The sequence below is a fragment of the Mesorhizobium neociceri genome, assembly GCF_013520985.1.
Lineage (GTDB): Bacteria > Pseudomonadota > Alphaproteobacteria > Rhizobiales > Rhizobiaceae > Mesorhizobium > Mesorhizobium neociceri.
Map to the genome: position 1 here is coordinate 60,751 of NZ_JACDTY010000011.1, position 24,925 is coordinate 85,675.

27 protein-coding genes and 1 pseudogene are annotated in these 24,925 nt (G+C 63.7%); 15 read left to right on the forward strand and 13 right to left on the reverse strand.

Features of this window, described 5'->3' with window-relative positions; genetic code table 11:
* Positions 1–72 precede the first annotated feature (72 nt).
* The 4 genes from dapD to H0241_RS21460 all read left to right on the forward strand — a co-directional run bounded on the left by dapD (position 73) and on the right by H0241_RS21460 (position 2,515).
* Entirely contained in the window at positions 73–927 is an 855-nt protein-coding gene (gene dapD / locus H0241_RS21445) for a 2,3,4,5-tetrahydropyridine-2,6-dicarboxylate N-succinyltransferase (protein WP_181059840.1), read from the forward strand.
* A 72-nt stretch (positions 928–999) separates the two neighbouring features.
* Complete coding sequence (locus tag H0241_RS21450; protein WP_181059841.1) at positions 1,000–1,362, forward strand: DUF805 domain-containing protein; 363 nt, start codon at positions 1,000–1,002, stop codon at positions 1,360–1,362.
* Positions 1,355–1,732, forward strand: coding sequence for a DUF805 domain-containing protein (locus H0241_RS21455; protein ID WP_181059842.1), 378 nt, complete (start codon positions 1,355–1,357; stop codon positions 1,730–1,732). Before H0241_RS21450 ends, H0241_RS21455 begins: the two co-directional genes overlap by 8 nt.
* A 12-nt stretch (positions 1,733–1,744) precedes the next feature.
* Entirely contained in the window at positions 1,745–2,515 is a 771-nt protein-coding gene (locus H0241_RS21460; protein WP_181059843.1) for a hypothetical protein, read from the forward strand.
* Positions 2,516–2,568: 53 nt separating this feature from the next.
* On the opposite strand, the gene H0241_RS21465 is transcribed toward H0241_RS21460, so the two are convergent.
* Positions 2,569–3,588, reverse strand: coding sequence for a 2-dehydropantoate 2-reductase (locus H0241_RS21465; protein ID WP_181059844.1), 1,020 nt, complete (start codon positions 3,586–3,588; stop codon positions 2,569–2,571).
* A gap of 115 nt (positions 3,589–3,703) precedes the next feature.
* Here H0241_RS21465 and dapE point away from each other — a divergent pair, with 115 nt between their 5' ends.
* Both dapE and H0241_RS21475 read left to right on the forward strand, forming a co-directional pair.
* Entirely contained in the window at positions 3,704–4,897 is a 1,194-nt protein-coding gene (gene dapE / locus H0241_RS21470) for a succinyl-diaminopimelate desuccinylase (RefSeq protein WP_181059845.1), read from the forward strand.
* A gap of 2 nt (positions 4,898–4,899) precedes the next feature.
* On the forward strand, positions 4,900–5,505 hold the full coding sequence (locus tag H0241_RS21475) for a transporter (RefSeq protein WP_181059846.1): 606 nt from the start codon (positions 4,900–4,902) through the stop codon (positions 5,503–5,505).
* Here the strand turns inward: H0241_RS21475 and truA are convergent.
* The 4 genes from truA to def form a co-directional block, all read right to left on the reverse strand.
* Positions 5,502–6,257 (reverse strand): tRNA pseudouridine(38-40) synthase TruA, encoded by a 756-nt coding sequence (gene truA / locus H0241_RS21480; protein ID WP_181059847.1) that lies wholly within the window; start codon positions 6,255–6,257, stop codon positions 5,502–5,504. The two genes, H0241_RS21475 and truA, sit on opposite strands and share 4 nt — an antisense overlap.
* A gap of 130 nt (positions 6,258–6,387) precedes the next feature.
* Positions 6,388–6,894: a GNAT family N-acetyltransferase gene (locus H0241_RS21485; RefSeq protein ID WP_181059848.1), complete on the reverse strand. Its 507-nt coding sequence runs from the start codon at positions 6,892–6,894 to the stop codon at positions 6,388–6,390.
* Positions 6,891–7,841: a methionyl-tRNA formyltransferase gene (gene fmt, locus H0241_RS21490; RefSeq protein ID WP_181059849.1), complete on the reverse strand. Its 951-nt coding sequence runs from the start codon at positions 7,839–7,841 to the stop codon at positions 6,891–6,893. Before fmt ends, H0241_RS21485 begins: the two co-directional genes overlap by 4 nt.
* A gap of 6 nt (positions 7,842–7,847) precedes the next feature.
* A complete protein-coding gene (gene def / locus H0241_RS21495; RefSeq protein WP_181059850.1) occupies positions 7,848–8,378 on the reverse strand; it encodes a peptide deformylase in 531 nt (176 codons plus the stop codon).
* Between the two features lie 103 nt (positions 8,379–8,481).
* On the opposite strand from def, the gene H0241_RS21500 reads away from it, so the two are divergent.
* Positions 8,482–9,732 (forward strand): DNA recombination protein RmuC, encoded by a 1,251-nt coding sequence (locus H0241_RS21500; RefSeq protein WP_181059851.1) that lies wholly within the window; start codon positions 8,482–8,484, stop codon positions 9,730–9,732.
* A 4-nt stretch (positions 9,733–9,736) separates the two neighbouring features.
* Here the strand turns inward: H0241_RS21500 and H0241_RS21505 are convergent, their stop codons facing one another.
* From H0241_RS21505 to H0241_RS21520, 4 genes are all read right to left on the reverse strand, one after another.
* Positions 9,737–10,543, reverse strand: coding sequence for a class I SAM-dependent methyltransferase (locus H0241_RS21505; RefSeq protein WP_181059852.1), 807 nt, complete (start codon positions 10,541–10,543; stop codon positions 9,737–9,739).
* A gap of 80 nt (positions 10,544–10,623) precedes the next feature.
* Positions 10,624–11,028 (reverse strand): GFA family protein, encoded by a 405-nt coding sequence (locus H0241_RS21510; RefSeq protein WP_181059853.1) that lies wholly within the window; start codon positions 11,026–11,028, stop codon positions 10,624–10,626.
* A gap of 163 nt (positions 11,029–11,191) precedes the next feature.
* A complete protein-coding gene (locus H0241_RS21515) occupies positions 11,192–12,145 on the reverse strand; it encodes a cation diffusion facilitator family transporter (protein ID WP_181059854.1) in 954 nt (317 codons plus the stop codon).
* A gap of 121 nt (positions 12,146–12,266) precedes the next feature.
* On the reverse strand, positions 12,267–13,076 hold the full coding sequence (locus H0241_RS21520; protein WP_181059855.1) for a transglutaminase-like domain-containing protein: 810 nt from the start codon (positions 13,074–13,076) through the stop codon (positions 12,267–12,269).
* Between the two features lie 213 nt (positions 13,077–13,289).
* On the opposite strand from H0241_RS21520, the gene H0241_RS36145 reads away from it, so the two are divergent.
* Both H0241_RS36145 and sugE read left to right on the forward strand, forming a co-directional pair.
* Positions 13,290–13,415 (forward strand): hypothetical protein, encoded by a 126-nt coding sequence (locus H0241_RS36145; protein WP_006200611.1) that lies wholly within the window; start codon positions 13,290–13,292, stop codon positions 13,413–13,415.
* A gap of 211 nt (positions 13,416–13,626) precedes the next feature.
* A complete protein-coding gene (sugE, locus tag H0241_RS21525; protein ID WP_181059856.1) occupies positions 13,627–13,941 on the forward strand; it encodes a quaternary ammonium compound efflux SMR transporter SugE in 315 nt (104 codons plus the stop codon).
* Positions 13,942–14,025: 84 nt separating this feature from the next.
* Here the strand turns inward: sugE and H0241_RS21530 are convergent, their stop codons facing one another.
* On the reverse strand, positions 14,026–14,454 hold the full coding sequence (locus H0241_RS21530) for a DUF6481 family protein (protein ID WP_181059857.1): 429 nt from the start codon (positions 14,452–14,454) through the stop codon (positions 14,026–14,028).
* Between the two features lie 324 nt (positions 14,455–14,778).
* Here H0241_RS21530 and H0241_RS21535 point away from each other — a divergent pair, with 324 nt between their 5' ends.
* The 6 genes and pseudogenes from H0241_RS21535 (at position 14,779) to H0241_RS21560 (ending at position 20,758) form a co-directional block, all read left to right on the forward strand.
* Positions 14,779–15,840 (forward strand): LLM class flavin-dependent oxidoreductase, encoded by a 1,062-nt coding sequence (locus H0241_RS21535; RefSeq protein ID WP_181059858.1) that lies wholly within the window; start codon positions 14,779–14,781, stop codon positions 15,838–15,840.
* Positions 15,841–15,952: 112 nt separating this feature from the next.
* Positions 15,953–17,122 carry an AI-2E family transporter gene (locus H0241_RS21540; protein ID WP_181059991.1) on the forward strand — a complete coding sequence of 390 codons (1,170 nt, stop codon included), beginning with the start codon at positions 15,953–15,955 and terminating at the stop codon, positions 17,120–17,122.
* Between the two features lie 80 nt (positions 17,123–17,202).
* The gene (locus tag H0241_RS21545) at positions 17,203–18,030 is read left to right on the forward strand and encodes an arylamine N-acetyltransferase family protein (protein WP_181059859.1); all 828 of its coding nucleotides are present in this window, start codon (positions 17,203–17,205) and stop codon (positions 18,028–18,030) included.
* Positions 18,031–18,035: 5 nt separating this feature from the next.
* Positions 18,036–19,034 carry an LLM class flavin-dependent oxidoreductase gene (locus H0241_RS21550; protein WP_181059860.1) on the forward strand — a complete coding sequence of 333 codons (999 nt, stop codon included), beginning with the start codon at positions 18,036–18,038 and terminating at the stop codon, positions 19,032–19,034.
* Between the two features lie 172 nt (positions 19,035–19,206).
* Positions 19,207–19,719, forward strand: a pseudogene (locus H0241_RS21555) (inositol monophosphatase family protein); the annotation flags it as partial.
* 103 nt (positions 19,720–19,822) lie between these two features.
* Positions 19,823–20,758, forward strand: a complete 936-nt coding sequence (locus tag H0241_RS21560) for a class I adenylate-forming enzyme family protein (protein ID WP_235984401.1) — start codon at positions 19,823–19,825, stop codon at positions 20,756–20,758.
* 4 nt (positions 20,759–20,762) lie between these two features.
* On the opposite strand, the gene H0241_RS21565 is transcribed toward H0241_RS21560, so the two are convergent.
* The 3 genes from H0241_RS21565 to H0241_RS21575 form a co-directional block, all read right to left on the reverse strand.
* The gene (locus H0241_RS21565) at positions 20,763–21,767 is read right to left on the reverse strand and encodes a Bug family tripartite tricarboxylate transporter substrate binding protein (protein WP_181059862.1); all 1,005 of its coding nucleotides are present in this window, start codon (positions 21,765–21,767) and stop codon (positions 20,763–20,765) included.
* Between the two features lie 111 nt (positions 21,768–21,878).
* Positions 21,879–23,846, reverse strand: coding sequence for a tripartite tricarboxylate transporter permease (locus H0241_RS21570; protein WP_181059863.1), 1,968 nt, complete (start codon positions 23,844–23,846; stop codon positions 21,879–21,881).
* 7 nt (positions 23,847–23,853) lie between these two features.
* Positions 23,854–24,822 carry a Bug family tripartite tricarboxylate transporter substrate binding protein gene (locus H0241_RS21575; protein ID WP_181059864.1) on the reverse strand — a complete coding sequence of 323 codons (969 nt, stop codon included), beginning with the start codon at positions 24,820–24,822 and terminating at the stop codon, positions 23,854–23,856.
* Between the last annotated feature and the right edge of the window lie 103 nt (positions 24,823–24,925).

Below are 24,925 nucleotides of genomic sequence, written 5' to 3' on the forward strand. Positions count from 1 at the left end.
AACATAGGGTCCGCGCGATTTTCAAAACAGGTTAAGGCGATGGCCTTAACAGCGCGGTAACGGAGCGAAATCATGTCGAAGCCTGATCTGGCGAGCCTCGAAAAGACCATCGAGAAGGCCTTCGAGGAGCGCGACACGATTTCGACCGCGACCCGCGGCGAAACGCGCGACGCCATTCAGACTTCGCTCGACCTGCTCGACCGCGGCACTGTGCGCGTCGCCGAGCGTCAGGCCGACGGCAAGTGGCATGTCAACCAGTGGCTGAAGAAGGCGGTGCTGCTGTCGTTCCGGCTCTACCCGATAGAGATCATCAAGGGCGGCCCCGGCCAGGCGGTATGGTGGGACAAGGTGCCATCGAAGTTCGACGGCTGGGGTGCCGTCGATTTCGAGAAGGCCGGCTTCCGCGCCGTGCCGTCTTCAATCGTTCGCCGTTCGGCCTATGTCGCGCCGGGCGCGGTGCTGATGCCGTCCTTCGTCAATGTCGGCGCCTATGTCGACAGCGGCACCATGGTCGACACCTGGGCCTCGGTCGGCTCCTGCGCCCAGATCGGCAAGAACGTGCATCTGTCGGGCGGCGTCGGCATTGGCGGCGTGCTGGAGCCGATGCAGGCCGGCCCGACCATCATTGAGGACAATTGCTTCATCGGCGCGCGCTCGGAAGTGGTCGAGGGCTGCATCGTGCGCGAGGGCTCGGTGCTCGGCATGGGCGTCTTCATCGGCCAGTCGACCAAGATCGTCGACCGCGCCACCGGCGAGGTGTTTTATGGCGAGGTGCCGCCGAATTCCGTCGTCGTCGCCGGCTCGATGCCGGGCAAGGCCTTTCCGAACAACGAGCCGGGCCCAGGCCTCTACTGTGCCGTCATCGTCAAGCGCGTCGACGCCAAGACCCGCTCCAAGACCTCGATCAACGAATTGCTGCGCGATTGATCTTTTTTGCAAACGGACGCACCTTCCGCCGGCGCGACATTCCGTCGCGCCGATTCAGCATGGAGGGGTGACATGGACTGGAAATATCTTCTGACCAGCTTTGACGGCCGCATCAATCGCGCCAAGTTCTGGGCGGCGATCGGTGTTTTTTTCGTGATCGGCATCGTCGCCTTGATCCTGGATTCGATCCTGGGCACACGCATGGATCTCGGCGGCGGCGCCCAGATCGGTATCATCGGCATCATCGTTTCGCTGGCGTCGATCTATTTCGCGCTCGCGGTTTATGCCAAGCGTTGGCATGATCGCAACAAGTCGGGGTGGTGGACCCTGATCCTGTTTGTGCCTTTTGTTGGTGCGATCTGGTTCATCGTGGAATGCGGCATTCTCGAAGGCACTCGAGGCGCCAATCAATACGGACCGGATCCGCTTGCCTGAAAAATCAGACCTCTTTTGGCTTTTCTTCAAAACCTCGGGCCGCGTCAGCCGCGCGGCCTATTTTCTTGGCCAATTGCTGCTGGCAGTCATCCAGCTCTTCCCGCTTTATCACTTCAAGCTAGCGCCCGAAGGCAGTCCTGAGAGCGAGGTGTGGCTCTCCATATTCGTTGTGGTCGTATTGGCAACGGCGTGGCCTACCATCGTACTGAATGTGAAGCGCCTGCACGATCTGGGCAAGTCAGGCCTGTTCGTGCTGGTTTTGTTTGTGCCCCTGGTGCAGTTGGTCGCCATTCTGCTGTTGTATGTGTATCCTGGCCAACCAGGTCCCAATCTTTACGGCCGGCAGACCAATGGCCCGGCAAACTCCTGAACTCCGACGGCCATGCGCTACCGCACGCTTGATCCGAAACTGATCATCGACACCGCCGAGCGGCTGGAGGAGCGCGTCGCCGAGCGTTTTCCCGAGGCCGGCCTGCGCGGCGTCGCCGCCGAACTGGTGTCGTTGTCGCGCGACCTGGCCAAGGCGGCGCAGGCGCTCGAAGCGCCGATCTGGTGGTTGCGCGGCGCCATCGTCGCCGCCGTTGCCGCCGGCGCGCTGATCTTCCTGTTCGTCGGCACCATCCTGCCGCTCATCCATATCTCGCAGGCCGACGATGCGGTGCAGTCGGTGCAAGGCATCGAAGCCACGATCAACATGATCATCCTTGCCGTGCTCGGCCTGCTGGCGCTGATCCGCACCGAGGAGCGCATCAAGCGCAAGCGGGTGTTTCGCCAGCTGCATGGGCTGAGGTCGCTGATCCATGTCATCGACATGCACCAGCTGACCAAGGATCCGGCCGCATTGTCTGCAAGCTTCAGGCCGACCGCGCATTCGCCGGCGCGTATCACCAATGCCGCGGACTTGGCGCGCTATCTCGACTATTGCTCGGAAATGCTGTCGATCACCGGCAAGATCGCGGCGCTGTTTGCGCAGTCGGTCAATGACGATGTGGTCATCGACGGCGTCAATGACATCGAGAACCTGGCGTCCAACCTGTCGCGCAAGATCTGGCAGAAGATCACACTGATCGAGAACCATCCGGCGGCGCACCCGCTGCCGGCGCCAGGCCCGGCGAGCAAAGCGCCGGCTCCGAGGCGTGCACCAAAGCTGTGACGCGGCAGTGCCGGCATGCCTGCTTTTCCCGGGCTCATGTAGCGGCGAGTAGGCTATCCCGTGACAGCTTCCGGCGTCAGCCCGGGTGGTCCGCGCTTTTCCAGCTCGGCTTGCCGCACCAGCGCGGTGACGCGCTTCAGCAAAGGCGCCGGCGTGCCGGCCTTTTCGGCGAGGCTCAGGACCGTCCCCTGCAGGTCGCCGATCTCGGTTGGCCGGCCGCGCTGGAGATCGTCCCACATGGAAGAGCGGGCCTGCGGGTCGATGGCGAGCATGCGGCGGGCCACCAGCCGGAACAGCCAGTCCGGCAGCCGGAGCAGTTTCGGCAGCAGGCCGGGACGCAGGCCGCCGATCCGCACCGGGGCGATGTGTGACGCCTTCATCGCCGCCAGCGCCTCGTCGATCTGAACGGCAAGGATCAGCCGCCAGCGGCGATCGGCAAGTTCGCTCGCCAGCGGCAGGCCGGACAGCGCGACAAGCGCATTGTTGAGGTTGATCAGCAGCTTGCCCCACTGCACTGCTTTCATGTCGGCATGGGTTTCGACGGCAAGGCCTTCGACATCGAGAAGGCTGGCAAGGCCGGCCATACGATCTTCGATCATCACTTTGCCGTCGCTGGCGCGATGCACGTGAAGCGGCAAGTTGCCTTCGGCCGACTGGACGACATTGAACGGCACCATGCCGGCCAGCACCAGTCGAGAGCCCAGCCTGGCGCGTAACCGGTCGGCATTGCCGACACCGTTCTGCAGGCTGACCACCACGGCATCGCCGCGAGCGTGTGCGGCAATGAGCGCCGCCATCTCTTCAGTGGCGCCGTTCTTGACCGTCACCAGCACAACGTCGGCATTGGCCAGGGCGGCGGCCGGATCGGCGGTCACGGAAAGAGCGCCCGGCTTGATGGATCGGTCGCGGCCGTCGAGGTCGGTGACGCGCAGCCCACCGTCCAGCACGGCCTCCGCGATGCGCGACCGCGCCAGAAACACCACCTTGCGTCCTGCCAGCGCCAGGCAGCCGCCGACATAGCAGCCGATGCTGCCGGCGCCGGCAATGACGATGGTCTTTTCGGCGTTGGCCATGCGATAGTCTCGTGTTGGCCTGCACTATACGACATGAAAACCATAATGTCGGCGGCAGGACCGGTCACCATCTCTGGTCGTGACAGGCCTTTCGCTTTCGACTATCGCTTTGCCCATGAAACTGCCGACCGATCCCGCCGCCAACCTCGCGACCCTCATACGCTGCGCCTCCGTAACACCTGCCGAGGGCGGTGCGCTGGCCGCGCTGGAAGGCATGCTGAAGCCGCTCGGCTTTTCCGTCGAACGCCCGGTGTTTTCCGAAGACGGCACACCCGACATCGAGAACCTTTATGCACGCCGCTCCGGCAATGGGCCGCATCTGATGTTTGCCGGCCATACCGACGTGGTGCCGGTGGGCGACGAGGCGTCGTGGACGCATCCGCCCTTCGCCGCCGAGATCGCCAAGGGCGAGATGTACGGCCGCGGCGCCGTCGACATGAAGGGCGGCATCGCCTGTTTCATCGCGGCGGTGGCGCGCCATGTCGAGACAAAGGGCGGCCCGAAAGGCTCGGTCTCGCTGCTGATTACCGGTGACGAAGAGGGCCCAGCCATCAACGGCACGACAAAACTGCTCGACTGGGCGGCAGCCAAGGGCGAGAAATGGGATGCCTCGATCGTCGGCGAGCCGACCAATCCGGACGCGCTCGGCGACATGATCAAGATCGGCCGGCGCGGCTCGATGTCAGGCAGCGTCACCGTTAACGGCCGCCAGGGCCATGTCGCCTATCCCTTGCTTGCCGACAATCCGGTGCGCGGACTGATGAGCCTGGTCGAGGCCTTGCTCCACCCCGTTTTCGACAAGGGCACGAAGGATTTTCAGCCGACCAACCTGGAAGTGACCTCGATCGATGTCGGCAATCCGGCGACCAATGTCATTCCGGCCAGAGCGACAGCCACCTTCAACATCCGCTTCAACGACAGCTGGACGGCCGAGACCGTGCAGGCCGAGATCCACAACCGTCTCGACCAGGCGGCCAAGCGCAAGAAATACCGGGCGGGCAAGAAGACGCCGGTCGACTACGAGCTGGTCTGGCGCGACCGGCCGAGCCATGTCTTCCTGACGCGCGACGACAAGCTGATCGAGACGCTGCGCGGCTCGATAAAGGCGGCGGTCGGCAAGGAGCCGGCGCTGTCCACCTCCGGCGGCACCTCGGACGCCCGTTTCATCAAGGACTATTGCCCGGTGGTCGAGTTCGGACTTGTCGGCAAGACCATGCATATGGTCGATGAACGCGTCGCATTGGCCGACCTCGAGACGCTGACCCAGATCTACCAGCGCTTCATCGAAGACTGGTTCGAGCAAGGCTGATCATGCTTTCGGTTGACGAGACCTCTTCATCGCTTACCGGCGCCTGGCGGCTGATGCTCGGCAAGGCCGACGGCTTGCGGCTGCTCGACCTGTCGGCGGATGGTTTCTGGAATTCCTTCTTCGCCATCGTCGTCGCCGCGCCGGCGATGATCGTCGGCTGGGTCGGCACGGCCAACGAGATCGGCGACCCCAATGCGTTCGCCGGGCGGCTGGGCATGTTGATCCGCCTGGCAACCGTCGACCTCGGTTCGTGGCTGCTGCCGCTGGTTGTTCTTGCCCTGGTCGCGTCGCGCGCCGGCATCGGCGACCGCTTCGTCCACTACGTCGTCGCCAGCAACTGGGCGTCGGCAATCACCGCCTGGATGCTGCTGCCATCGGCGTTGATCCGGCTTTTCCTGCCGTCCGGCAACCCGGTTGCCGAATTGGTGTGGCTGGTTCTGGTGGTGCTGTCGCTGGTACTCACCTGGCGGATGACCAACGCCGCGATCGGCAAGGGCGCGGCTGTCGGCAGCGCCGTGTTCGCAGGCATGTTGGTGGTGTCCCTGGCCGTCTTGTTCGGCCTGGTGGCGTTGCTCGGCATCACTGTACCGACAGCGGCCCCCGCTTAGGACCCATCCGGATAATCGACGCCGATGAGGAAAAGCCCGTCGGGCGGCGCCACCTGACCGCAGGCGGCGCGGTCTTGCGCATCGAGCGCTGCCTTGAGGTCGGCTGCCGTCCAGCCGCCGTCGCCGACGCGTTTCAGCGAGCCGACCATGGAGCGCACCTGGTTGTGCAGAAATGAGCGCGCCGAGGCCTTGACCTCGATCAGGTCGCCTTGGCGGCTCACATCGAGCCGCTCCAGCGTCCGCACCGGACTGTTGGCCTGGCACTGCGTTGAGCGGAAGGTGGTAAAGTCATGTCGGCCGAGCAGGACTTTCGCCGCTTCGTGCATGGCGTCGGCATCGAGCCGTTTTGGCACCCACCAGACCTTGCCCTTTTCCATCGCAGCCGGCGCGCGCCGGTTGAGGATGCGGTAGAGATAGTGGCGTCCGGTGGCCGAGAAACGGGCGTCGAAATCGTTGGGGACAACCGTCGCCTGCAGGATGGCGACGCGCGCGCCCGCCGCTTGCAGATGCGCGTTGATGGCGTCGCGCACCTTGTCGTTTGGCCACGTTTTGGCGAGGTCGACATGCGCCACTTGGGCGGTCGCATGCACGCCGGCGTCGGTGCGGCCGGCGGCGCGCAACCGCACCGCCTCGCCGCTGAATTTCTCGATCGCCTGCTCTATCGCCTGCTGCACCGAAGGCTGATCCGCCTGATGTTGCCAGCCGGCGAAGAGGCTGCCGTCATATTCGATATCGAGACGAAAACGCGGCATGGGCGATCTGCACTCGCCTAGAGCCGGAAGATCTCAGGTCGATTCGACCTGAGATCTGAACCCGGCTCTAGATCAAATAGACAGAGCATGATGTCGTCCGAAAACCGCTTCACACTTTTCGGCATCATGCTCAGGCGGCGAGTGCGGTAAAGGCCTGGGCGTAGACCAGCTTGCCTTTTTCGGGTGCGTCACCCCAGGCCAGCGCTTGCAGCGCTTCACCCTGGTATTCGCTCTCGAAGTTTTCGGCGCGCGCATGGTTGTAGCCGAAGCGGCCGTAATAGGCCGGATCGCCCAACACAACGGCCAGCGTCTCGCCGGCATCCCTGAGGCGGATATGCGCCTCGCGGATCAGCGCGCCGCCAATGCCCGAGCCGTGGAACGACGGTTCCACCGCCAATGGCGCCAGTGCCACGGCTGCAAACTGCTTGCCGCCGTTCTGGACGAACAGCCTGGAAAACAGGATGTGGCCGACCACCTGGCCGTCTTCTTCCGCCACCAGTTCGACAACGGCGTCGCCGCCAGTAACCAGCGCGTCGACCAGCCCGGCCTCCGCCTGCTGGCCGAATGCGTGTTCTTCGACGAGGCGTATGGCCTCGCGGTCCCGTGGCGTCGCGCCGCGTATCGACATCATGCTCATGAGAATTTCATTCCTTTTTCGATCTTGGCCCCGCGCAGAAACTCCTGCGCGGCAGCGGGCCTTCCGCCCGCCCGTTGAACTTCGACCAGTCTGACCGCGCCCGACCCGCAGGCGACCGTCAGCCGGTCATCGAGAATTCCTCCCGACTCGCCCATGCCTTCCGAAAGCGCACCTTCAGAAAGCGTCGAACGAAGCAGTTTCAGCCGTTCTGTGCGGCCGCCAATGTCGGCCTCGCACCAGGCGCCAGGGAATGGCGACAGGCCACGAATGTGATTGTGGACCTCGCCAGCCGGCCGCGTCCAGTCAATACGCGTCTCCGATTTATCGATTTTTCTGGCGTAGGTCACCCCGTCAGTCGCCTGCAAGGCTGATGCCAGCGTATTTGTCTCCAATCGGGACAATGCTTCCACAATCAGCGTGGCAGCAATGTTTATCAAGCGATCGTGCAGATCGCCGGCCGTCATATCGGGTCCGATGGCGCACTTTTCAACCAGTGCCACCGGGCCGGTGTCCAGGCCCTCTTCCATACGCATCACCATCATGCCGGTCTCAGTGTCGCCGGCCATGATGGCGCGCTGGATGGGAGCTGCACCACGCCAACGCGGCAAAAGCGAGGCGTGGCCGTTGATACAACCGAGCCGCGGCGCCTCCAGAATAGCCTTCGGCAACAGCAGGCCATAGGCGACAACGACGGCGACATCGGCCTGCAACGCCCGGAAAGCGGCCTGCTCCGTCTCGCCTTTCAGCGAAGTCGGCGTGCGCACCTCGATATCAAGCCGCTCGGCCTCGCGCTGCACCGGCGACGGTGTCAGCTCCAGCCCACGGCGGCCAGCGGCGCGCGGCGGCTGGGTGTAGACGGCTGGTATCTCGTGCCCGGCCTCGGCGATCGCGCGCAGCACCGGCACCGAAAACTCCGGCGTGCCCATGAAGATGACGCGAAGCGGCATCTTCCCCTATCCCACCAGCTTGCCCGGCGCCTTGTCCTTGGCGAGCTTCTTGAACTTCTTCACCACCATGTCGCGCTTCAGCTTCGAGATGTGGTCGATGAACAGCACGCCGTTGAGGTGATCGATCTCGTGCTGCAGGCAGGTCGCCATCAGGCCCTCGGCCTCGATCTCCTGCAGCTTGCCGTCGCGATCGAGATATTTCACCCGCACCGAAGCAGGGCGCTCGACCTCGGCGTAATAGTCGGGGATCGACAGGCAGCCTTCCTCGTAGACCGAGCGGGCGTCGGCGCTTTCGAGGATTTCTGGATTGATGAAGACATGCGGCGCCGGCGTCTCGTCTTCCTTGGCGAGGTCGATGACCAGCATGCGCAGCGGCTCGCCGATCTGGATTGCGGCGAGACCGATGCCCGGCGCGTCATACATGGTCTCCAGCATGTCGTCGGCGAGTTTGCGCAAGGGCGCGTCGACGCGTTCGACCGGTTTGGAAACCTGGCGCAGGATCGGATCGGGAAGGATGATGAGCGGCTTGATCGACATGGCGTCTCACCTAAAACGTCGCAGGAAAAGCGTCAACCGGTGCGGTTGGCGCCCGTTCACGTTTTGATCTGTGCCAGGACAGCGAATCGGCTATGCTGGCGGCATGAACGACCTGAGCGCCATCCTTTCCGAACCCGTCGCCCGGCTCGGGGCCACGACCATCACGCTCGGCCATGTGCTGGCGTTCGGCGCGATCGTGTTTCTCGGCCTGTTGCTGGCGCTTGTCGTCGCCCTTTGGCGGTCGGCCAGGGCGCGCACCATCGCAGCCGCGGAAGCTGCAGACCACGCCCGCGACGCCGAGGCGCGGATGGCCGGCATTTTGCAAAGCCAGGCCGAGATGCAGGGCCGCATGGGCGCCATCGCCGACGTGTTCGGCGCAAGGCAGGCCGAACTCAACCAGTCGATCGGCCAGCGGCTCGACGCCATGACCGGCCGCCTCGGCCAGACCATGACCGAGCAGACCAAATCGACGCATGAAAGCCTGGCCAAACTACAGGAAAGGCTGGCGGTGATCGACACCGCGCAGGGCAACATCCAGTCGCTTGCCGGCCAGGTCGTGCAATTGCAGGCGATCCTGTCCAACAAGCAGACGCGCGGCGCTTTCGGCCAGTCGCGCATGGAGGCGATCGTCGCCGACGGCCTGCCGATGGGCGCCTATGAATTCCAGGCGACGCTGTCGAACGGCAGCCGTCCGGACTGCCTGGTCAGGATGCCGAACGGCGCGCCACAGCTTGCCATCGACGCCAAATTTCCGTTGGAAGCCTGGAATGCCATCCGCGCCGCCGACGGTGCGGAACTGCAGAAGGCCGCGGCCCAGGCCTTCCGTCGCGACATCGAAATCCATGTCCGCGATATCTCGGAAAAATATTTGATCCAGGGCGAGACGCAGGACACCGCCTTCATGTTCGTGCCGTCGGAATCGGTGTTTTCCGAAATCCATGAGAATTTCGACGCCCTCATCCAGAAGGCACACCGCGCCCGTGTCATCATCGTCTCGCCGTCGCTGCTGATGCTGTCGATCCAGGTCATCCAGGCAATCCTCAAGGATGCCCGCATGCGCGAGCAGGCGCATCTGATCCAGGGCGAGGTCATCCGGCTGATGGAAGACGTCGCCCGCGTCGACGAGCGGGTGCGCCGGCTGCAGACGCATTTTGGCCAGTCGGCCAAGGATATTGACGAGATACTGGTATCGACCTCGAAAGTGACCAGGCGCGGCCAGAAGATCGAGGCGCTGGAGTTTGGCGAAAGCGAAGCCGAAATGCGCGGCGGGTCTGCCAAGGCCGAACCCGGGGTGCGAGTGGCGGATTCCAAGACGGGCCAGCTCCGGCTCCGTGTCGTCGAAGGCGACGATTAGAGGCCTAGACCGTCGCCACGATTACGTGTGCCTGGATTTTGGCCGCAACCTCGCCGCTGCCATGTCTGGCCGTCATCGCGGCGGCGACATGATCGGTAGCGGTTTCCAGTTTTCCTCTGGCCTCGATTTCGTTGCGAAGCGGAGTTCCCTGGCAATAGGCAACGGCCGGAAGGCGCGGCGAGGAGGCACGGCTTTGTTCGGCTCTCGTCTCGATCGCCACACGCGAGAAACCTGCATCTTCCAGTTCGCCGCGGATCAGCGCCGTGTCATGGTAGCCGTGCGGCGTGCGGACTAGAAAGCGCGGCGGATCGTCCGGAAAAATCTCCGCAAGAGCGTTCGTCACATCATTGGCGAATACATTCTCTTCGATGCGATCCCATACGTTGAACAGGAAATGGCCTCCGGGCTTCAGGACCCGCTTTGCTTCGCGATAGCCGGCGGTTCGGTCGGGAAAGAACATCGCGCCGAACTGACAACAAACGAGATCGAAGGCCGCATTTTCAAACGGCAGCGCCATCGCATCAGCCTGGCGCCATTGGATGCGACTGCCGGGCGCTTGCCGCGAAGCGGCGTAGTTCAGCATCGGCTGGTTGAGGTCGGTCACGATATAGCTTGCATCAGGGGACAGTTTTGGCGCCAGTGCGCGGGTGACAACCCCGGTGCCCGCGGCGATCTCCAAAACGGCGCTGGGTGACAGGGACGCTGCCCGCCGTGCCATATCCGCGGCGAATGGCTCGAAAATCAACGGCACCATGTAACGGTCGTAGTTTTCCGGAATCGAGCCGGCAAACACCTTGTCCGTTTCCGACATTGCTATCTCCCGCCACCCATTTGATGGCGAGCCTAGCACATCATCGTCGGGTTTGGGCGCGTTCAACCGAGAGGCAGACGCTACTGCGCCTCTACGATGCCTATGCCCTCGAATTCCGGAAGCCAGTGCAGGGCCGATCGGTGCCATTTCTGTTGCGTCGGAACCAGATCCTCGCGTTGCCGCGCGGTTCCCGCCCTGATCCCATAGACCTTCGGGCCGTCGCCAACCGACGTCGCGTAAAGATGCGAACCGCAGTCGCCGCAAAAACCTTGCGCGCGCTTGGCGCCGCTCGATCCGGTCTTGATATAGACCTTCGGCGTGCCCTTGGTGATCCGGTAGTGATCCTCAGGCGCGGGAACGGTGACACGAAAGGCGGTGCCGGTCAGTTGCTGGCAGTCGGTGCAATGACAGATAGAGGTCTTTTCCGGGTCGACCTCTGCTTCATAAGTGATGGCGCCGCAATGGCACCCGCCGTCGATTTTCATGGTTGCTCCTCCGAATTCGTCGACTGATCTTAGCGAGACCAGGCGATGGGGCCAACGGTGGACTTCTGGTCCAGGACTAGAGCTCGTTGTTTTGACGCAATTCCCAAGGGAAAGCGCTACGCGCTTTTCCCGGAAAACCGCTCACACTTTTCCTGGAATTGCTCTAGTCCGATGCCGCCTCGACCTGTTTGCGCCGGTGTTCCCAGGTTCCCGTCGTCTGCGGTTTGACGAACAGCCTGGTGATTTCCGGCACCTCCTTCTTCAGCAGTGCCTCCAGGCGCTCGACGCAGGCCTCGATCTCCGGCGCCGTCAGATGGTCCTCGAATTCGATGCTGAGGCCGGCGACGATCTGTTGCGGCCCGAGATGGACGGTGAGAACGCCGTTGGCCCGCTGCACCGCCGGATCCTGCTGGGCGATGGCCAGCATCTTGGCCTGCACCTCCGGCGAGGCCGGCTCGCCGATGAGCAGGCCCTTGCTTTCGCGCGCCAGGAAGATCGCGGTGGCGCCGAGAATGACCGCGATGCCGATGGAGGCGGCGCCGTCGAGTTCGGGCATGTCGAGGAGTTCTGCCGCCAGGATGCCGGCGAAGGCGACGACGAGGCCAAGCAGGGCGGCGCTATCCTCGAACAGCACGGTGTAGACACTCGGATCCTTGCTGGACTGCACGGCCTGCAGCCAGCTTTGCTTGCCCTTTTGTTGGCGGAACTCCTTCAGCGCCACATACCAGGAGCTGCCCTCGAACAGGACGGAGAGGCCGAGCACGATGTAGTTGATCTTGGGATTGGCGACCGGTTCGGGCGCCATGATGTGGACGACGCCTTCGTAGAAGGACACCCCTGCGCCGAGCGCGAAGACGAGCAGGGCGACAATAAAGCTCCAGAAATACAGTTCGCGGCCATGACCTAGCGGATGCGTGCGGTCCGGCGGACGGGCGGCGCGGTGCATGCCGTAGAGCAGCAGGCCGCCATTGCCGGTGTCGACCAGCGAGTGCACACCTTCCGACAGCATGGCCGAACTGCCGGTGAAGAAGGCGGCGGCGAATTTGGTCAGTGCAATGGCGAGATTGCCGGCGAGCGCCGCGTAGATGACCGTCTTCGACCCGCCATGCGCTGCCATGCTGTATTGTCCGTCCAAGCCACCCAATGTAGCGGCCCTGCCGCCGAAGCTCCACAGGCTTCACAACGCACCAATCGCCCGGTCGTTCAGGGTCTTGGAGGCTCGCTAGCGGAAAAGGCGTCTATTCGATGATCTCGTCCGTCCACACCTTGAAGCCGGCCAGCGTGCCGGGCCCGAAGATATGGGTCAGCGGCACGTCGGCGGCGTCGCGGCCGGAAGCGATCAGGATGCGGCCGATGCGCGGGGAATTGTTACGCGGATCGAAGACATGCCAGCGACCGCCGAGATAGACCTCCATCCATGCGGCGAAATCCATACTCACCCAGGGTTTGGGCAGGCCGATGTCGCTGATGTAGCCGGTGCAGTAGCGGGTCGGGATGTTGAGCGCACGGCAGAAGGTGACGGCGAGGTGGGCAAAGTCGCGGCAGACGCCGCTTTGCTCGCGATAGGCCTCGGCCGCGGTCCGCGTCGGCCGCGCATTGCCGTAGCTGAAGACGATGTGGTTGTGGACGAAATCGCAGACCGCCTGGACGCGGGCAATGCCGAGCGGGGTGTTGCCGAACAGCCGCCAGGCTTCATTGGCCAGCAGGTCGCTCTCGCAAAAGCGGCTCGGCAACAGGAACAGCAGTGTGTCCGACGGCAGGTCGCGGACCTCGTGCTGCCAGGCCATCAGGTCGCCCATCTCGAAGGTGCCGGGGTCGCGGATCACGGAATCGGTGCCGAAGGTAAAGCGGCCGGGCGGGGCGACGAAGCGGTTGCACCAGTTGCCGAAACTGTCGCGGTAGCTCTGGATCGGCACCGGCGGGTTGGAGGTGAGGAAGTCTGGGCGCTCGAGATCGGAGGCTCTGGAATAGTGGACGTTGAGCATCGCGATCAGCGGCGTTTCCTGCGGAAAATCGAAACTCATCTCGCTGCCGATGCGGATTCGCATTGTCGTCCTGACCGGACTGCCTGATCATCGCCGGGCGAAGGCATGGCCGATGCTGCAGTGCGAAGACAACCATGGCACGGACCGGCATGGTTTACGAGCAAATTAGAAACCGGTTGAAAGCGGCCGGCTGGCGCTGGCGACAAGCGGCTAGCCTCTTGCAGTCCCGGCGTTCTCTTGTTTCACTTGGGCTCCCAGCAACTGGAGGACCGAATCATGGCTAAAGGTGCGATGAAGGCGGGCAAGGAAGCCCGCAAGCCGAAGAAGGACGCCAAGAAGCCCGCCGCGGCTCCGGCGCTCAAGGCGCCGCCCGTCAAGGCGATGAGGCTCAAGGAAAAGTAAGCCCGGCAACCGTTGAGATCCGGGTAAACCGTTTCGGCGCAGATTTCGACACCGGCGGCATGAACAATGCTGCCGGTGTTTTGTTGAGCGGGCAGGCGAAGCCGCCTATATCGAGGCGGCGAGGACGACCTCGCGCCTTCCCCAAAAAACCGGCCGGGACGACCCGCCATCCTCATGGAATGGAGTGCATCCCCGAATGGAGTGCATCCCCATGTCGTGGATTTTTCTGTTTTTCGCCGGCCTGTTCGAGATCGGCTGGGCGATCGGCCTCAAATACACCGACGGCTTCTCCAAGCCGCTGCCGACAGTGCTCACCGTCGCCTCGATGATCGTCAGCCTGGGGCTGCTCGGCCTGGCTCTGAAGACGCTGCCCGTCGGCACCGCCTATGCGGTGTGGACCGGAATCGGCACGGTCGGTACCGCATTGCTCGGCATCTGGCTGCTGGGCGAGCCGGCAACCGCGATCCGGCTCGGCTGCATTGCGCTCATCGTCTGCGGCATTATGGGGCTGAAGCTCGCCGCCTGAGTTAAGCAACGACAGATCAGCACACAAATACGTTCAGGGCCGCTGGAGGGCGACCCTGATGTCCGATCGTTTCGATCGAAGCGGTTAGCGGGCGGAGAAGCCCGGAGGCGTCCTGCCGGTGCGCTGCTTGCGCGCCGCATAGCGTGCGTCGCGCTTGGCCTTGCGTTCGGCTTCGTCGGCCAGCAAACGGGCGATGCGCTCGTTCTCTTCGGCTTCCTTGATCTTCGCTTCAGCCTGCGCTGCCTCTTCGGCCGCAATCCGCGCCGCTTCGGCTGCTGCCTCGCGCTCGGCCTTCTCGACCGCCTCGCGTGCCAGCTTTTCCTGCTTCAGCCTGGCCTTTTCGGCCTCGCGTATTTCGCGAGCCGCCAGAATCGCCTTGCGTTCGGCCTGTTTGGCCAGAACCGCAGGATCATCAGCCGCCGGCTTTGACTTGAAGCGCTCCAGAAGCGCCTTCTTTGCCTCGTTCGCGGCATTGCGCCGCTCGAAAATGTCTTTTTCCCTGTAGATAGCCAAGTCCACTTCCCTGAAGTCAATTCGCGACGCTTACATACGCGTGAAAACCGAGAGTTCAAGCGCCAAAACGGAATGCCAGCCATGAAATTCTATGCTGTTGCAGCCAAGAGACGCGCTTTCCCGGAACTGACGCCGACAGAAGCTGGCTGAAACCGACATGCACTGTTCACCATCCGCCCCTCTGGCGGCGGAGCGGCTCGGTCGCTACCTCTAAAGCGCGTTCGCGCTTTAGGTCCTTTGTTCTGTGCATGTCGTTCTCTCAAAACCGTGACCACTTTTGAGCGACATGCATAGCCGCAAAACCCAACCATTGGATGACAGATCATGGAACTCGGTCTCTACACTTTTGCCGACGTCAGCCCGGAGCCCGGACCCGGCGCGATCGGCCCGCATGAGCGGCTGCGCAACCTGATCGAAGAGGTGGAACTGGCCGACCAGGTCGGCCTCGATGTCTTTGGTCTCGGCGAACATCACCGCCCCGACTATGCCGCTTCGGCGCCAGTGGTGGCGCTAGCAGCCGCTGCCGAACGCACCAAGCGCATCAAGCTGACCAGCGCGGTCACTGTTTTGTCCTCCGACGATCCGGTGCGCGTCTTCCAGCAGTTCGCGACGCTCGACCTTCTGTCGGGCGGCCGGGCCGAGATCATGGCCGGGCGCGGCTCGTTCATCGAATCCTTCCCGCTGTTCGGCTACAATCTCGAAGATTATGACGAGCTGTTCGCCGAAAAACTCGACCTGCTGCTGGCGATCCGCGACAATGTGAAAGTCAGCTGGTCCGGCAATCTGCGCGCGGCGATCAACGACCGCGGCGTCTACCCGCGCCCGTTGCAGGACAAACTGCCGATCTGGATCGCCATTGGCGGAACGCCGCAATCTGCCGCCCGCGCCGGCGTGCTCGGCCTGCCGCTGGCGCTGGCCATCATCGGCGGCGAGCCGGCGCGGTTCGCGCCGCTGTTCGATATCTACCGCGAGGCCGCCAAGCGGGCCGGCACTGACCCCTCGGGGCTCGCCACCAGCATCAATGTGCACGGCTTCATTGCCGAGACCACCGAACAGGCGGCCGACGATTTTTACGGCCCGCAGGCCGAAGTGATGAACCGCATCGGCCGCGAGCGCGGCTGGGGTCCGACCTCGCGGGCGCATTTCGACCAGTCGCGCGGCCCGAACGGGGCGCTGTTCGTCGGCAATCCGGAGCAGGTGGCCGAAAAGATCGTCGCCCAGCACAAGATCTTCAACAACGACCGCTTCCTGCTGCAGATGGCGATCGGCACCATGCCACACGCCAAGATCATGAAGGCAATCGAGCTCTACGGCACCAAGGTGGCGCCTATCGTGCGCAGGGAGACGGCGAAGGCCGTACCGGCGGTGACGGCCCCAGCCGCCTGATCCCCGGCAGGCACGCATTTGGCGGCCTGCCGGCTAACGGAACCTTGAAGCCGACTGGACGTTTCCGTCGACGGGCAGCGCCAATTGCGGCGCTGCCCGTGAGGGGAGCATGATGAAAGCCGACCACACAGCTTCGGGCGCAGGCGCCGCCGAAAGCCCCGACCCGCGCGTTGCTGCCCGTGCGGATACGCATCTGATGCGGTCGCTGCTTGTCGGCATCTTCCTGTTCATGGCAATCTATGCGCTCTATTTCGCCCGCGCTTTCTTCATGCCGGTCATCCTCGCCTTCCTGTTGACACTGACGCTGACGCCGATCGTGCGCTTCCTGCGCAAGCACGGCGTGCCCGAAGTGGTGTCGGCGACATTGCTGGTGGTGCTGTCGGTCTGCATCTTTGCCACCGCCGGCTATCTGCTTAGCAGTCCGGTCATCGACCTCATCAACAACACTTCGGCGATCGGCCAGCAGTTGAGCGAGCGGCTGGCGCAGTTCCGCCGCCCGTTCGAGAGGATCATGCAGATCGCGCATGAGCTGGAAGGTCTGGCCGAGACCTCGCAGGAACCTGACGTTCAGAAGGTTGCGGTGGCGCAGTCCGGCATCCTGTCTTCGGCGGCGGGCAACATCCTGTCGGCCGGCACCTCGATCACCATCATCTTCGTTTTGTCGCTGTTTCTGCTGGCGTCCGGCACGATGTTTTATGAAAAGATCATCCAGTCCTTCGCCAGGCTCAGCGAAAAGAAACGGGCGCTGCGTGTCGTCTACGACGTCGAACGCGAAATCTCGAACTATCTGCTCACCGTCGCCGTCATCAATGTCGGCCTCGGCACGGTGATCGGCCTCGGCCTGTGGGGGCTCGGTATGCCCAACCCGCTGGTCTGGGGAACGATGGCGGCGCTACTCAATTTCCTGCCCTATGTCGGCGCGCTCATCACCATCGTGCTGGTCAGCGTCATTGCGCTGATCAGTTTCGATAGCATCTCCTATGCGCTGCTGGCGCCTGCCTTCGTTTTGTTGTGCGATGTCGTCGAGGGCCAGTTCGTGACGCCTATGGTGGTCGGCCGGCGGCTGGAGATCAACGCGGTGGCGATCTTCATCGCCATCGCTTTCTGGTCCTGGCTGTGGGGCTTTGTCGGCGCGCTGATGGCGGTGCCGCTGCTGGTCGTCATCAAGGTGTTCTGCGACCATTTCGACGGCCTCAGCCATGTCGGCAACTTCCTCGCCGCCCAGCAGACGGTGGTGGTGGAAGAGGACGCTGTAGAGGAGACCGGCAAGGCCAAGGCGTAGAGGCCGGTATTGCTTGTCGTCTCTTGTTTGTCGTCTTCCGATGGAGTGCCTATATCGAGCCGGTCAAGCCGGACCCTGCCATGAACGACGCTTCCTTCGACCTCGACGCCTATTTCGCCTGCATCGGTTATCGCGGTCCGATCGATGCGTCGCTGGCCACGCTGACGACCCTGCACCGCCAGCACCCGCAGGCGATCCCGTTCGAGAACATGGATCCGTTGCTGGGCATCGCGGTGAAGCTCGATCTTGCTTCGCTGCAGGACAAGATTTTCGCGCGCCGCCGTGGCGGCTACTGCTTCGAACACAATCTGATTTTCATGCATGCGCTGAAGGCGCTGGGATTTGAGGTCAGCGGCCTCGCCGCCCGGGTTCTGAGGGGTCAGCCGGAGGACGCCATTACCGCGCGCAGCCACATGCTGTTGCGGATCGAGCTCGACGGCGGGACCTACATTGCCGATGTCGGCTTTGGCGGCCTGACGATGACCGCGCCGCTATTGCTCGAGCCGGGCCTCGAACAACAGACCCCGCACGAAACGTTCCGCATCATCGAGACATCCGGCAATTTCCGGGTGCAGGCCAATGTCGGCGGCGACTGGCAGACACTCCACCGCTTCGACATGCAGCCGGCCTATGAGGTCGACTATGCGGTTGCCAATCATTACCTGTTGACCCATCCGAGCTCGCACTTCCTGTCCTCCGTCGTCGCGGCGCGCGCCTTGCCCGACCGGCGCTATGCGCTGCGCAACAACCGACTGTCGACGCATCATGTCGGCGGCCGCAGCGAGCAGCGCGAGATCGCAACGGCCACCGAATTCGCCGACATCCTGGAAAGCCAGCTCGACATCATCATCCCCGACCGCGCCGCCTTCGAAACCAGGGTCCGGCAGTTGAACATCGTAAAGGCTTGAAGCCCATGACCGCACTTTCCGTTCTCGACCTGTCGCCGATCGTCGAAGGCAGCGACGCCTCGCGCTCGCTGGCTAATTCGCTCGACCTTGCCCGCCACGCCGAGCGGCTCGGCTACAAGCGCTACTGGCTAGCCGAGCACCACAACATGCCGGGCATCGCCAGTGCGGCGACCGCCGTCGTCATCGCCCATGTCGCCGGCGGCACCAAAACCATCCGCGTCGGCGCCGGCGGCATCATGTTGCCCAACCATGCGCCGCTGGTGATTGCCGAGCAGTTCGGCACGCTGGCGGCTCTGCATCCCGGCCGCATCGATCTCGGCCTCGGCCGCGCGCCCGGCACCGACATGGGCACGGCCCGCGCGCTGCGCCGCAACCTCGAGGCATCAGACAATTTTCCCCAGGATGTCGTCGAACTGATGGGCTATTTCCAGCCGGCCGAAGAGGGCCAGCGCATCCGCGCCGTGCCCGGCGAAGGCCAGAAGGTGCCGGTCTGGATCCTCGGCTCCAGCCTCTATGGCGCGCAGCTCGCCGCCATGCTTGGCCTGCCCTATGCCTTCGCCTCGCATTTCGCGCCGGCCGAGCTCGACCATGCGCTGGAGATCTACCGCTCGCGCTTCCAGCCGTCGGAACAGCTGGACAAGCCCTATGTGATGCTCGGCCTCAACGTTTTCGCCGCACCGGCCGACGCAGAGGCAAAACTGCTGTTCACCTCGCTGCAGCAGGCCTTCGTCAATCTGCGCACCGGGCGGCCGGGGCGCTTGCCGCCGCCGGTCGAGGGTTATGACCAGACCTTGGAGCCGATGGCGAAGACCATGCTTTCGCAGGCGCTGTCCTGCGCCGTCGTCGGTTCGCCCGAAACCGTTCGGCAAGGCATCGACGCCTTCGTGCGCCGCACCGGCGCCGACGAGCTGATGGTGACGGCGCAGATCTTTGATCATGCAGCCCGTGTGCGTTCCTTCGAGATCCTGGCCGAGGCGCATAAATCGCTGTCGCAGGCCGCCTGAGCAATTCCAGGAAAAGTGTGAAACGGTTTTCCGTCCGGAATTGCGTAAAAACAAAAAGGATGGAGCCGCTTTTGCCTGACATGTGCGTCTGCTAAGGGCAGGCGCCTTTCTCAGCCAAGAGTCGCCTTCCTCAGCCAAGAGTCTTGCCGTGACCCATGATCTCGACCAGCGCATGCGTTTCGCCATCGATCTGGCGCGCCGCGCCGGCGAACTCGGCCTGAAATACTTTCGCGACCTCGAAAACCTGACCATCGAGAGCAAAGGCCATCAGGACCTGGTTTCCGATGGCGACCGCGAGGTGGAACTGTTCATCCGCGCGGCAATCGCCGCCGCCTATCCGCAGGATGGCATCGTCGGCGAGGAACATGATGCGGTTGCCGGATCGACGGGTCATGTCTGGGTCGTCGACCCAATCGACGGCACGGCGAATTTCGTGCGCGGCATTCCGGCCTGGTGCGTGGTGATCGCCTGCGCCAGAGACGGCGAGGCCGTCGTCGGCGTCATCCACGAGCCGTCGACCGGCGAGACCTTCCACGGCCGTCGCGGCGGCGGCGGCTTCGTCAACGGCCGGCCGATCAAGGCCAGTACCGCCGGCTTGAGCGAAGGATCGGTCGGGACCGGGCTGTCGAACCGCGCGGAGACCAGCCATGTCGCCGTGCTCGTCGGCCTGATCATGGCAGAAGGCGGCGTCTTCTTCCGCAACGCATCGGGCGCGCTGATGCTGGCCTATGCGGCGTCCGGCCGCCGGGCGCGTGACCGGGCACCGGCGCGGATTGACCGGGACCGTCATGCGCCTGCTGACCCCGATGGTGATGTCCTATTCGGCAACGCGCCATCAGGTGTTCAGCTATCTGCGCCATGGCGGGACGATCAACTTCTTTCCGCCGCTGTTCACGCCGTCCGAACTGATCGAGGGTCTGCTATCGTTTCAGGCCAGCGGATCGGCATTGCCGCCGCCGGTTATCACGCGGCTGGTGCGCGAAGTGGGCGAACGCTCGACCCGACCGCTGCCGGACCTTGCGGTGCTTTTCAGCATCGGCGGGCCGGCAACCGTCGAAGACAAGCTGGCGGCCTACCGCAATCTTTCGCCGGGATATCGCATAAATTATGCGTCGAGCCTGACCGGCGGCATCACGACGCTGTCGGGTGCCGATGTGCTGGCCAAGCCCAGCACTGCCGGGCGTCCGTTTGCCGATGTGCGTGTCGAAATTCTCGATGCGGACGGGCGCGTGCTTGGCAAGGGCGAGAGCGGACTGATCAAGGCGTGGACGTCGACGATGGTTTCGGCGGTGGTGTCGGCAGGCAACAAGCCGTTCGTCGACCCCAAGGTCATGGGCGACGGCTGGGGCATTCCCGGCGACATCGGCTTTGTCGACGAGGACGGCTTCCTGACCATCGTCGACCGCGAAGCCGACATGATCGTGCGCGGCGGCGTCAATGTCGCGCCGCAAGAATTGGAGAAGCTGATCCGCACCCATCCCAAGGTCAGGGATGTCGCGGTCGCCGGCTTTCCCGACGCGACGATGGGCCAGGAGATCGCCGCCTTCATCGTCGCCGATCAGGGCAGCGTGGCCGAGTTCGAAGCCTTCCTGCGCGCCAACATCTCGCCTGACCGTCGGCCGCGCGAGGTCCGGCTGGTGCCGTCGCTACCCTACAGCGACAATGGCAAACTGCTGCGCCGCCGCCTTGTCGAGACTCTGTCGCCGGCTGCCGCCAAACAATAGCGTTTTACTTCAAAAGGTCTCTGGCTGCCTCGAACACCGCCGGATCCGCCTTGAGCTCCTGCGCCACCTGCGTGGCTATTTCCTCGCCCGGCGTGATGTCGACGGTGATGCCGCCCATTTTGGCGGCATCGGCCAGGAAATCCGGATCCTTGCTCATCTCGACATAAGCCTTGCGCAAAGCGTCGAGCGTATCGCGCGGAATGCCGGGCGGCGCCATCAAGGGCAGATAGAAGCCGCGCGAGAACTCGATGAACTGGGCTGCCCTGCGCGTCAACGGGTCCTTGATCTGGTCGGAGAAATGCGGAAGCGTCGGCGCAGCCGCGACGGTACCCGGACCGATCGTGCCGAGGATGTTGAACTGGTCGAGTTTGTCGGCAATGCCGTAATAGGGCAGTGCGCAAAGACCCGCGACTTCGCCGCGCTGGCTGGCGACGAGGATGTCGGCCGATCCCTCGAAGCCGGTGACGATGCCGAATTTGGCGTTGAGGCCGTTCTTCACCATAGCCGCGGCGATGTAGCTCAGGCTGTTCTTGCCGGAGGCGCCGATCAGGAACTCCTGGGTCAGGAATTTTTCCACCGTGTCGATGCCCGAGGCCTTGCTGGTGACGCAAAGGCAAGGCTCGGACGACAGCGCGCCGATCCATTGCATGGTGAGCGGGTCGAAATTGGCGTTGGCAGGATCGAATGTCGGCGCGAACGGCATGGCTTCGCTGACCGAGGCGATGACGCTGCCATCGGCGGGTTCGCTGCCCAGCATCATCTTGGTCAGCTTGAGACTGCCGCCGCCGGGCACGTTCTGGACGATGATATCGGGGTGGCCAGGCAGGAAGCGGCCGAGATGGCGCGCGATAAGACGCGACGACAGATCGTAGTTTCCACCCGCGCCATAGCCTACCTTGATGGTGATCGTCTTGAACTCGACGGCTTGCGCTGCCGTCAAGGCGGCGAGCATCCAGACAAAGCCGAGAAGAAACGCGCGCGGCAACCGCGCAACCGTCGGACAGTTCATGTCGTACCCCCAAAAAACCCGGCAATATCATAGCGGCGGGGAAGTCGATGGGAAGCACCTGCACGAAATAAGGCTCGCCGCTTCGCCACCGGGATGAGCGGCGGCTGTTCCTCAGAAGGCTTTGAAAAGACCGGCCAGCCAGGGCGCCGGCCAGGGCTGCGAGGCCAGGAGATCGAACACCGCGTAGATGCAGAGCGTTGCGCCGGCGGCGACAGCCAGCGCCATTTTCGGCGACCGTGACCCGAGCATCCAGATGCCGCCGGCAACAAAGACGAAGGTGGCCGCGAGATGCCCCGCCAGCAGGACCAGAAAGGCGAGCGCCAGGCAAAGACCAAGCACGGTGAGATTGCCCTTCAGGGCCGGCCCGTCGGAAGGCTGCCATTCGCCGGCCGGCGTCATGCCGGCTCCGGGGGAGACCGGCTTTCGCCAGCGCAGCACGGTCTGGACGGTCGTCAGCAGGGAAAACAGCGTCAGAAGGCCGGCGGTGATGGCCGGGAAGATGGCGGCTTCGAAGGGAAAATCGAGCATCGCCGTGATCACGCCCGCCAGGCCCAGCAGGGTCAGCGCGCTGCTGGCGGCGATGTCGGGCAGCACCGGCGGCAGGGCGCCGGTGCTGCCGCGCGCCTTGATCCAGGACACCGTCTGCCTGACCACGCCGGCAATGGCGAGGCCAAGCAGGATGAGCACCAGCGGCTGTTTCAGCCACGACCAGCCGGAAATCTGGTAGGCGAGGAAGAAATAGTTTTCGAGACTGGGGCCGAGCACGAAGCCCAGCGAAAAGGCCGAACGCGGCCAGTTGAGCTCCTTCATTCCCATGCCGACCGCGCCGACCAGCATCACCAGCAGGAAGTCGAAGGCGCTCATATTGGTCTGGTAGGCGCCGACGACGATGAAGGTGACCACCAGCGGCACCAGGATCGCTGCCGACACTTGAGCGATACGCGCCAGCTGCCTGGTCAACAACAGGCAGGTGACGGCGCCGACGATGTTGGCGACAGCGATGGAGAGCACCATTGAAATGGTGAGCGCGGCGTTCTTGCCGAGCATGTCCGGACCGGGGACAAGGCCGTGGATGACGAAGGCACCGAGCAGGATGCTCATCGAAGCCGATCCCGGCACGCCGAAGGCGATGGTCGGGATGAGCGAGCCGCCCTCCTTGGCGTTGTTGGCGCTTTCCGGCGCAATGACGCCGCGCACATTGCCCTGGCCGAATTTCGGCCCCGGTCCCGGCCGGCGCGAAGCGTGGCCATAGGCGATCCAGTCGAGCACGGCGATGCCGATGCCGGGCACGGCGCCGAGCAGCGAGCCGATGGCGCTGCAGCGCAGCACCAGCGGCCATTCGCGCAGCGTATCCCTGATGCCTTGCCACATGCCGGCATAAGTCGGGCGCTCGGCGTTGCCCTGGATCGAGCCGCGCAGCAGCAGCGAGGCGAGTTCGGGCAGGCCGAACAGGCCGAGGAAGACCAGCGAGATCGGCAAGCCGTCCCAAAGGTAGATCTGGCCGAAACTCCAGCGCTCGATGCCGGCAATGCTGTCGATGCCGATGAAGGAGGCGAGCATGCCCAGCATCGCCGCCGCCAGGCCCTTCAACGGCTGGCTGCCGGCGAGGATGGCGACGATGGAAAGGCCGAAGGCGCAGATGGCGAAGAAATCTGGCGTCTTGAGATAGAGCACCAGTGGGCGCATGACGGGAATTGCCGCCGCCAGCACCAGCGCGCCGAACACGCCGCCGATCATCGAGGCCGAATAGGAGGCGCCGAAAGCGCGCGCCGCCTCGCCCTTCTTGGCCATGGCATGGCCGTCAAGCACGGTCGCCGCGGCGCCGACCGAACCCGGAACGCCGAACAGGATTGCCGGAATAGTGTCCGAGGTGGTGGTGACCGAGCCCATGCCGAGCAGCAGCGCGAAGGCGGCGTAGGGATCCATATTGTAGGTCATCGGAATCAGCAGGGCCATGGCGAACAGGCCGCCAATGCCCGGCACGACACCGACGACGAGACCCGCGAACACGCCGATGACCAGCATGAGCATGCGGAATGGCTGCGCCATCTCCGCAATGGCGGTTAGGATCAGATCCACATCAGGCCTATTTCACGAGTTCCCGGGCAGCGGCGAAGACCGCAGGCGTGGCTTTAAGCTGTTGCGCGACCAGCTGGCTGATCGCTTCGCCGGATGTCGGGTTGAGGGTGAGGTCGCCAAGCTTTGTGGCATCGGCGAGAAAATCGGCATCCACAACCATGGCGGAATAGGCCTTGCGCAGCGCGTCCACGGTCTCTTTCGGCGTTCCCGGCGGGGCGATGAGCGGATGGTGGATATGCAGCGCCGATTCGATGAGATCGGCCGCCTGACGTGCCGTCGGGTCGGCGATGGTTGCCGAAATGCTCGGCGTCGCGCCGGAACCGCCCTGCCCGAACGTGCCGATAATGTTGATCGCGGCGCGATCGCTCCTGAGCAGGGAGCTGGAGACCCCGCACATGCCGGCAATCTCGCCGCGCCGCATGGCCAGTTCGATGTCGGCGGTGCCGTCGAAGCCGGTGACGATCTTGTACCTGGCCTTCATGCCATTCTTGGCCAGGGCGGCGAAGATGTAGGTCGTGCTGTTCTTGCCCGTCGCTCCGATCAGGAAATCCGACTGCAGGAACTTTTCCATCGTGTCGATGCCGGATTGCTTGCTGGTCAGGCAATAGGCCGGGTCGTTGATCAGCGAACCGATCCACTGCAGGGCGAGCGGATCGAAATTGGCATTTTCGGGATCGAGGATCGGGGCGTAGAACATCGCTTCGCTGACCGAGGCGATGACGCTGCCATCGGCCGGTTCGCTGCCCACGACCATCTTGGTGAGCTTCAGGCTGCCGCTGCCTGGCACATTCTGGACAATGATGTTGGGATTTCCGGGCAGAAACCGGCCGAGATGACGGGCAATCAGCCTGGATGTCTGATCATAGCCGCCCCCTGCGCCATAGCCGACCTTGATGGTGATTGTCTGGAATTCGACCGCCTGGGCCGGCGGGCAAGCGACCCATGAAAGGCTGGCAACGGCAAAAAGGGGGAGCAATCGCCCAAAAATCCAACGCATTATCCAGGTCCCCAAACGATATGGCACTATAGCTGCGGCAAAAACGATGAGAAGCGGCCTTTTCGCCATAATGCTGCCCGCT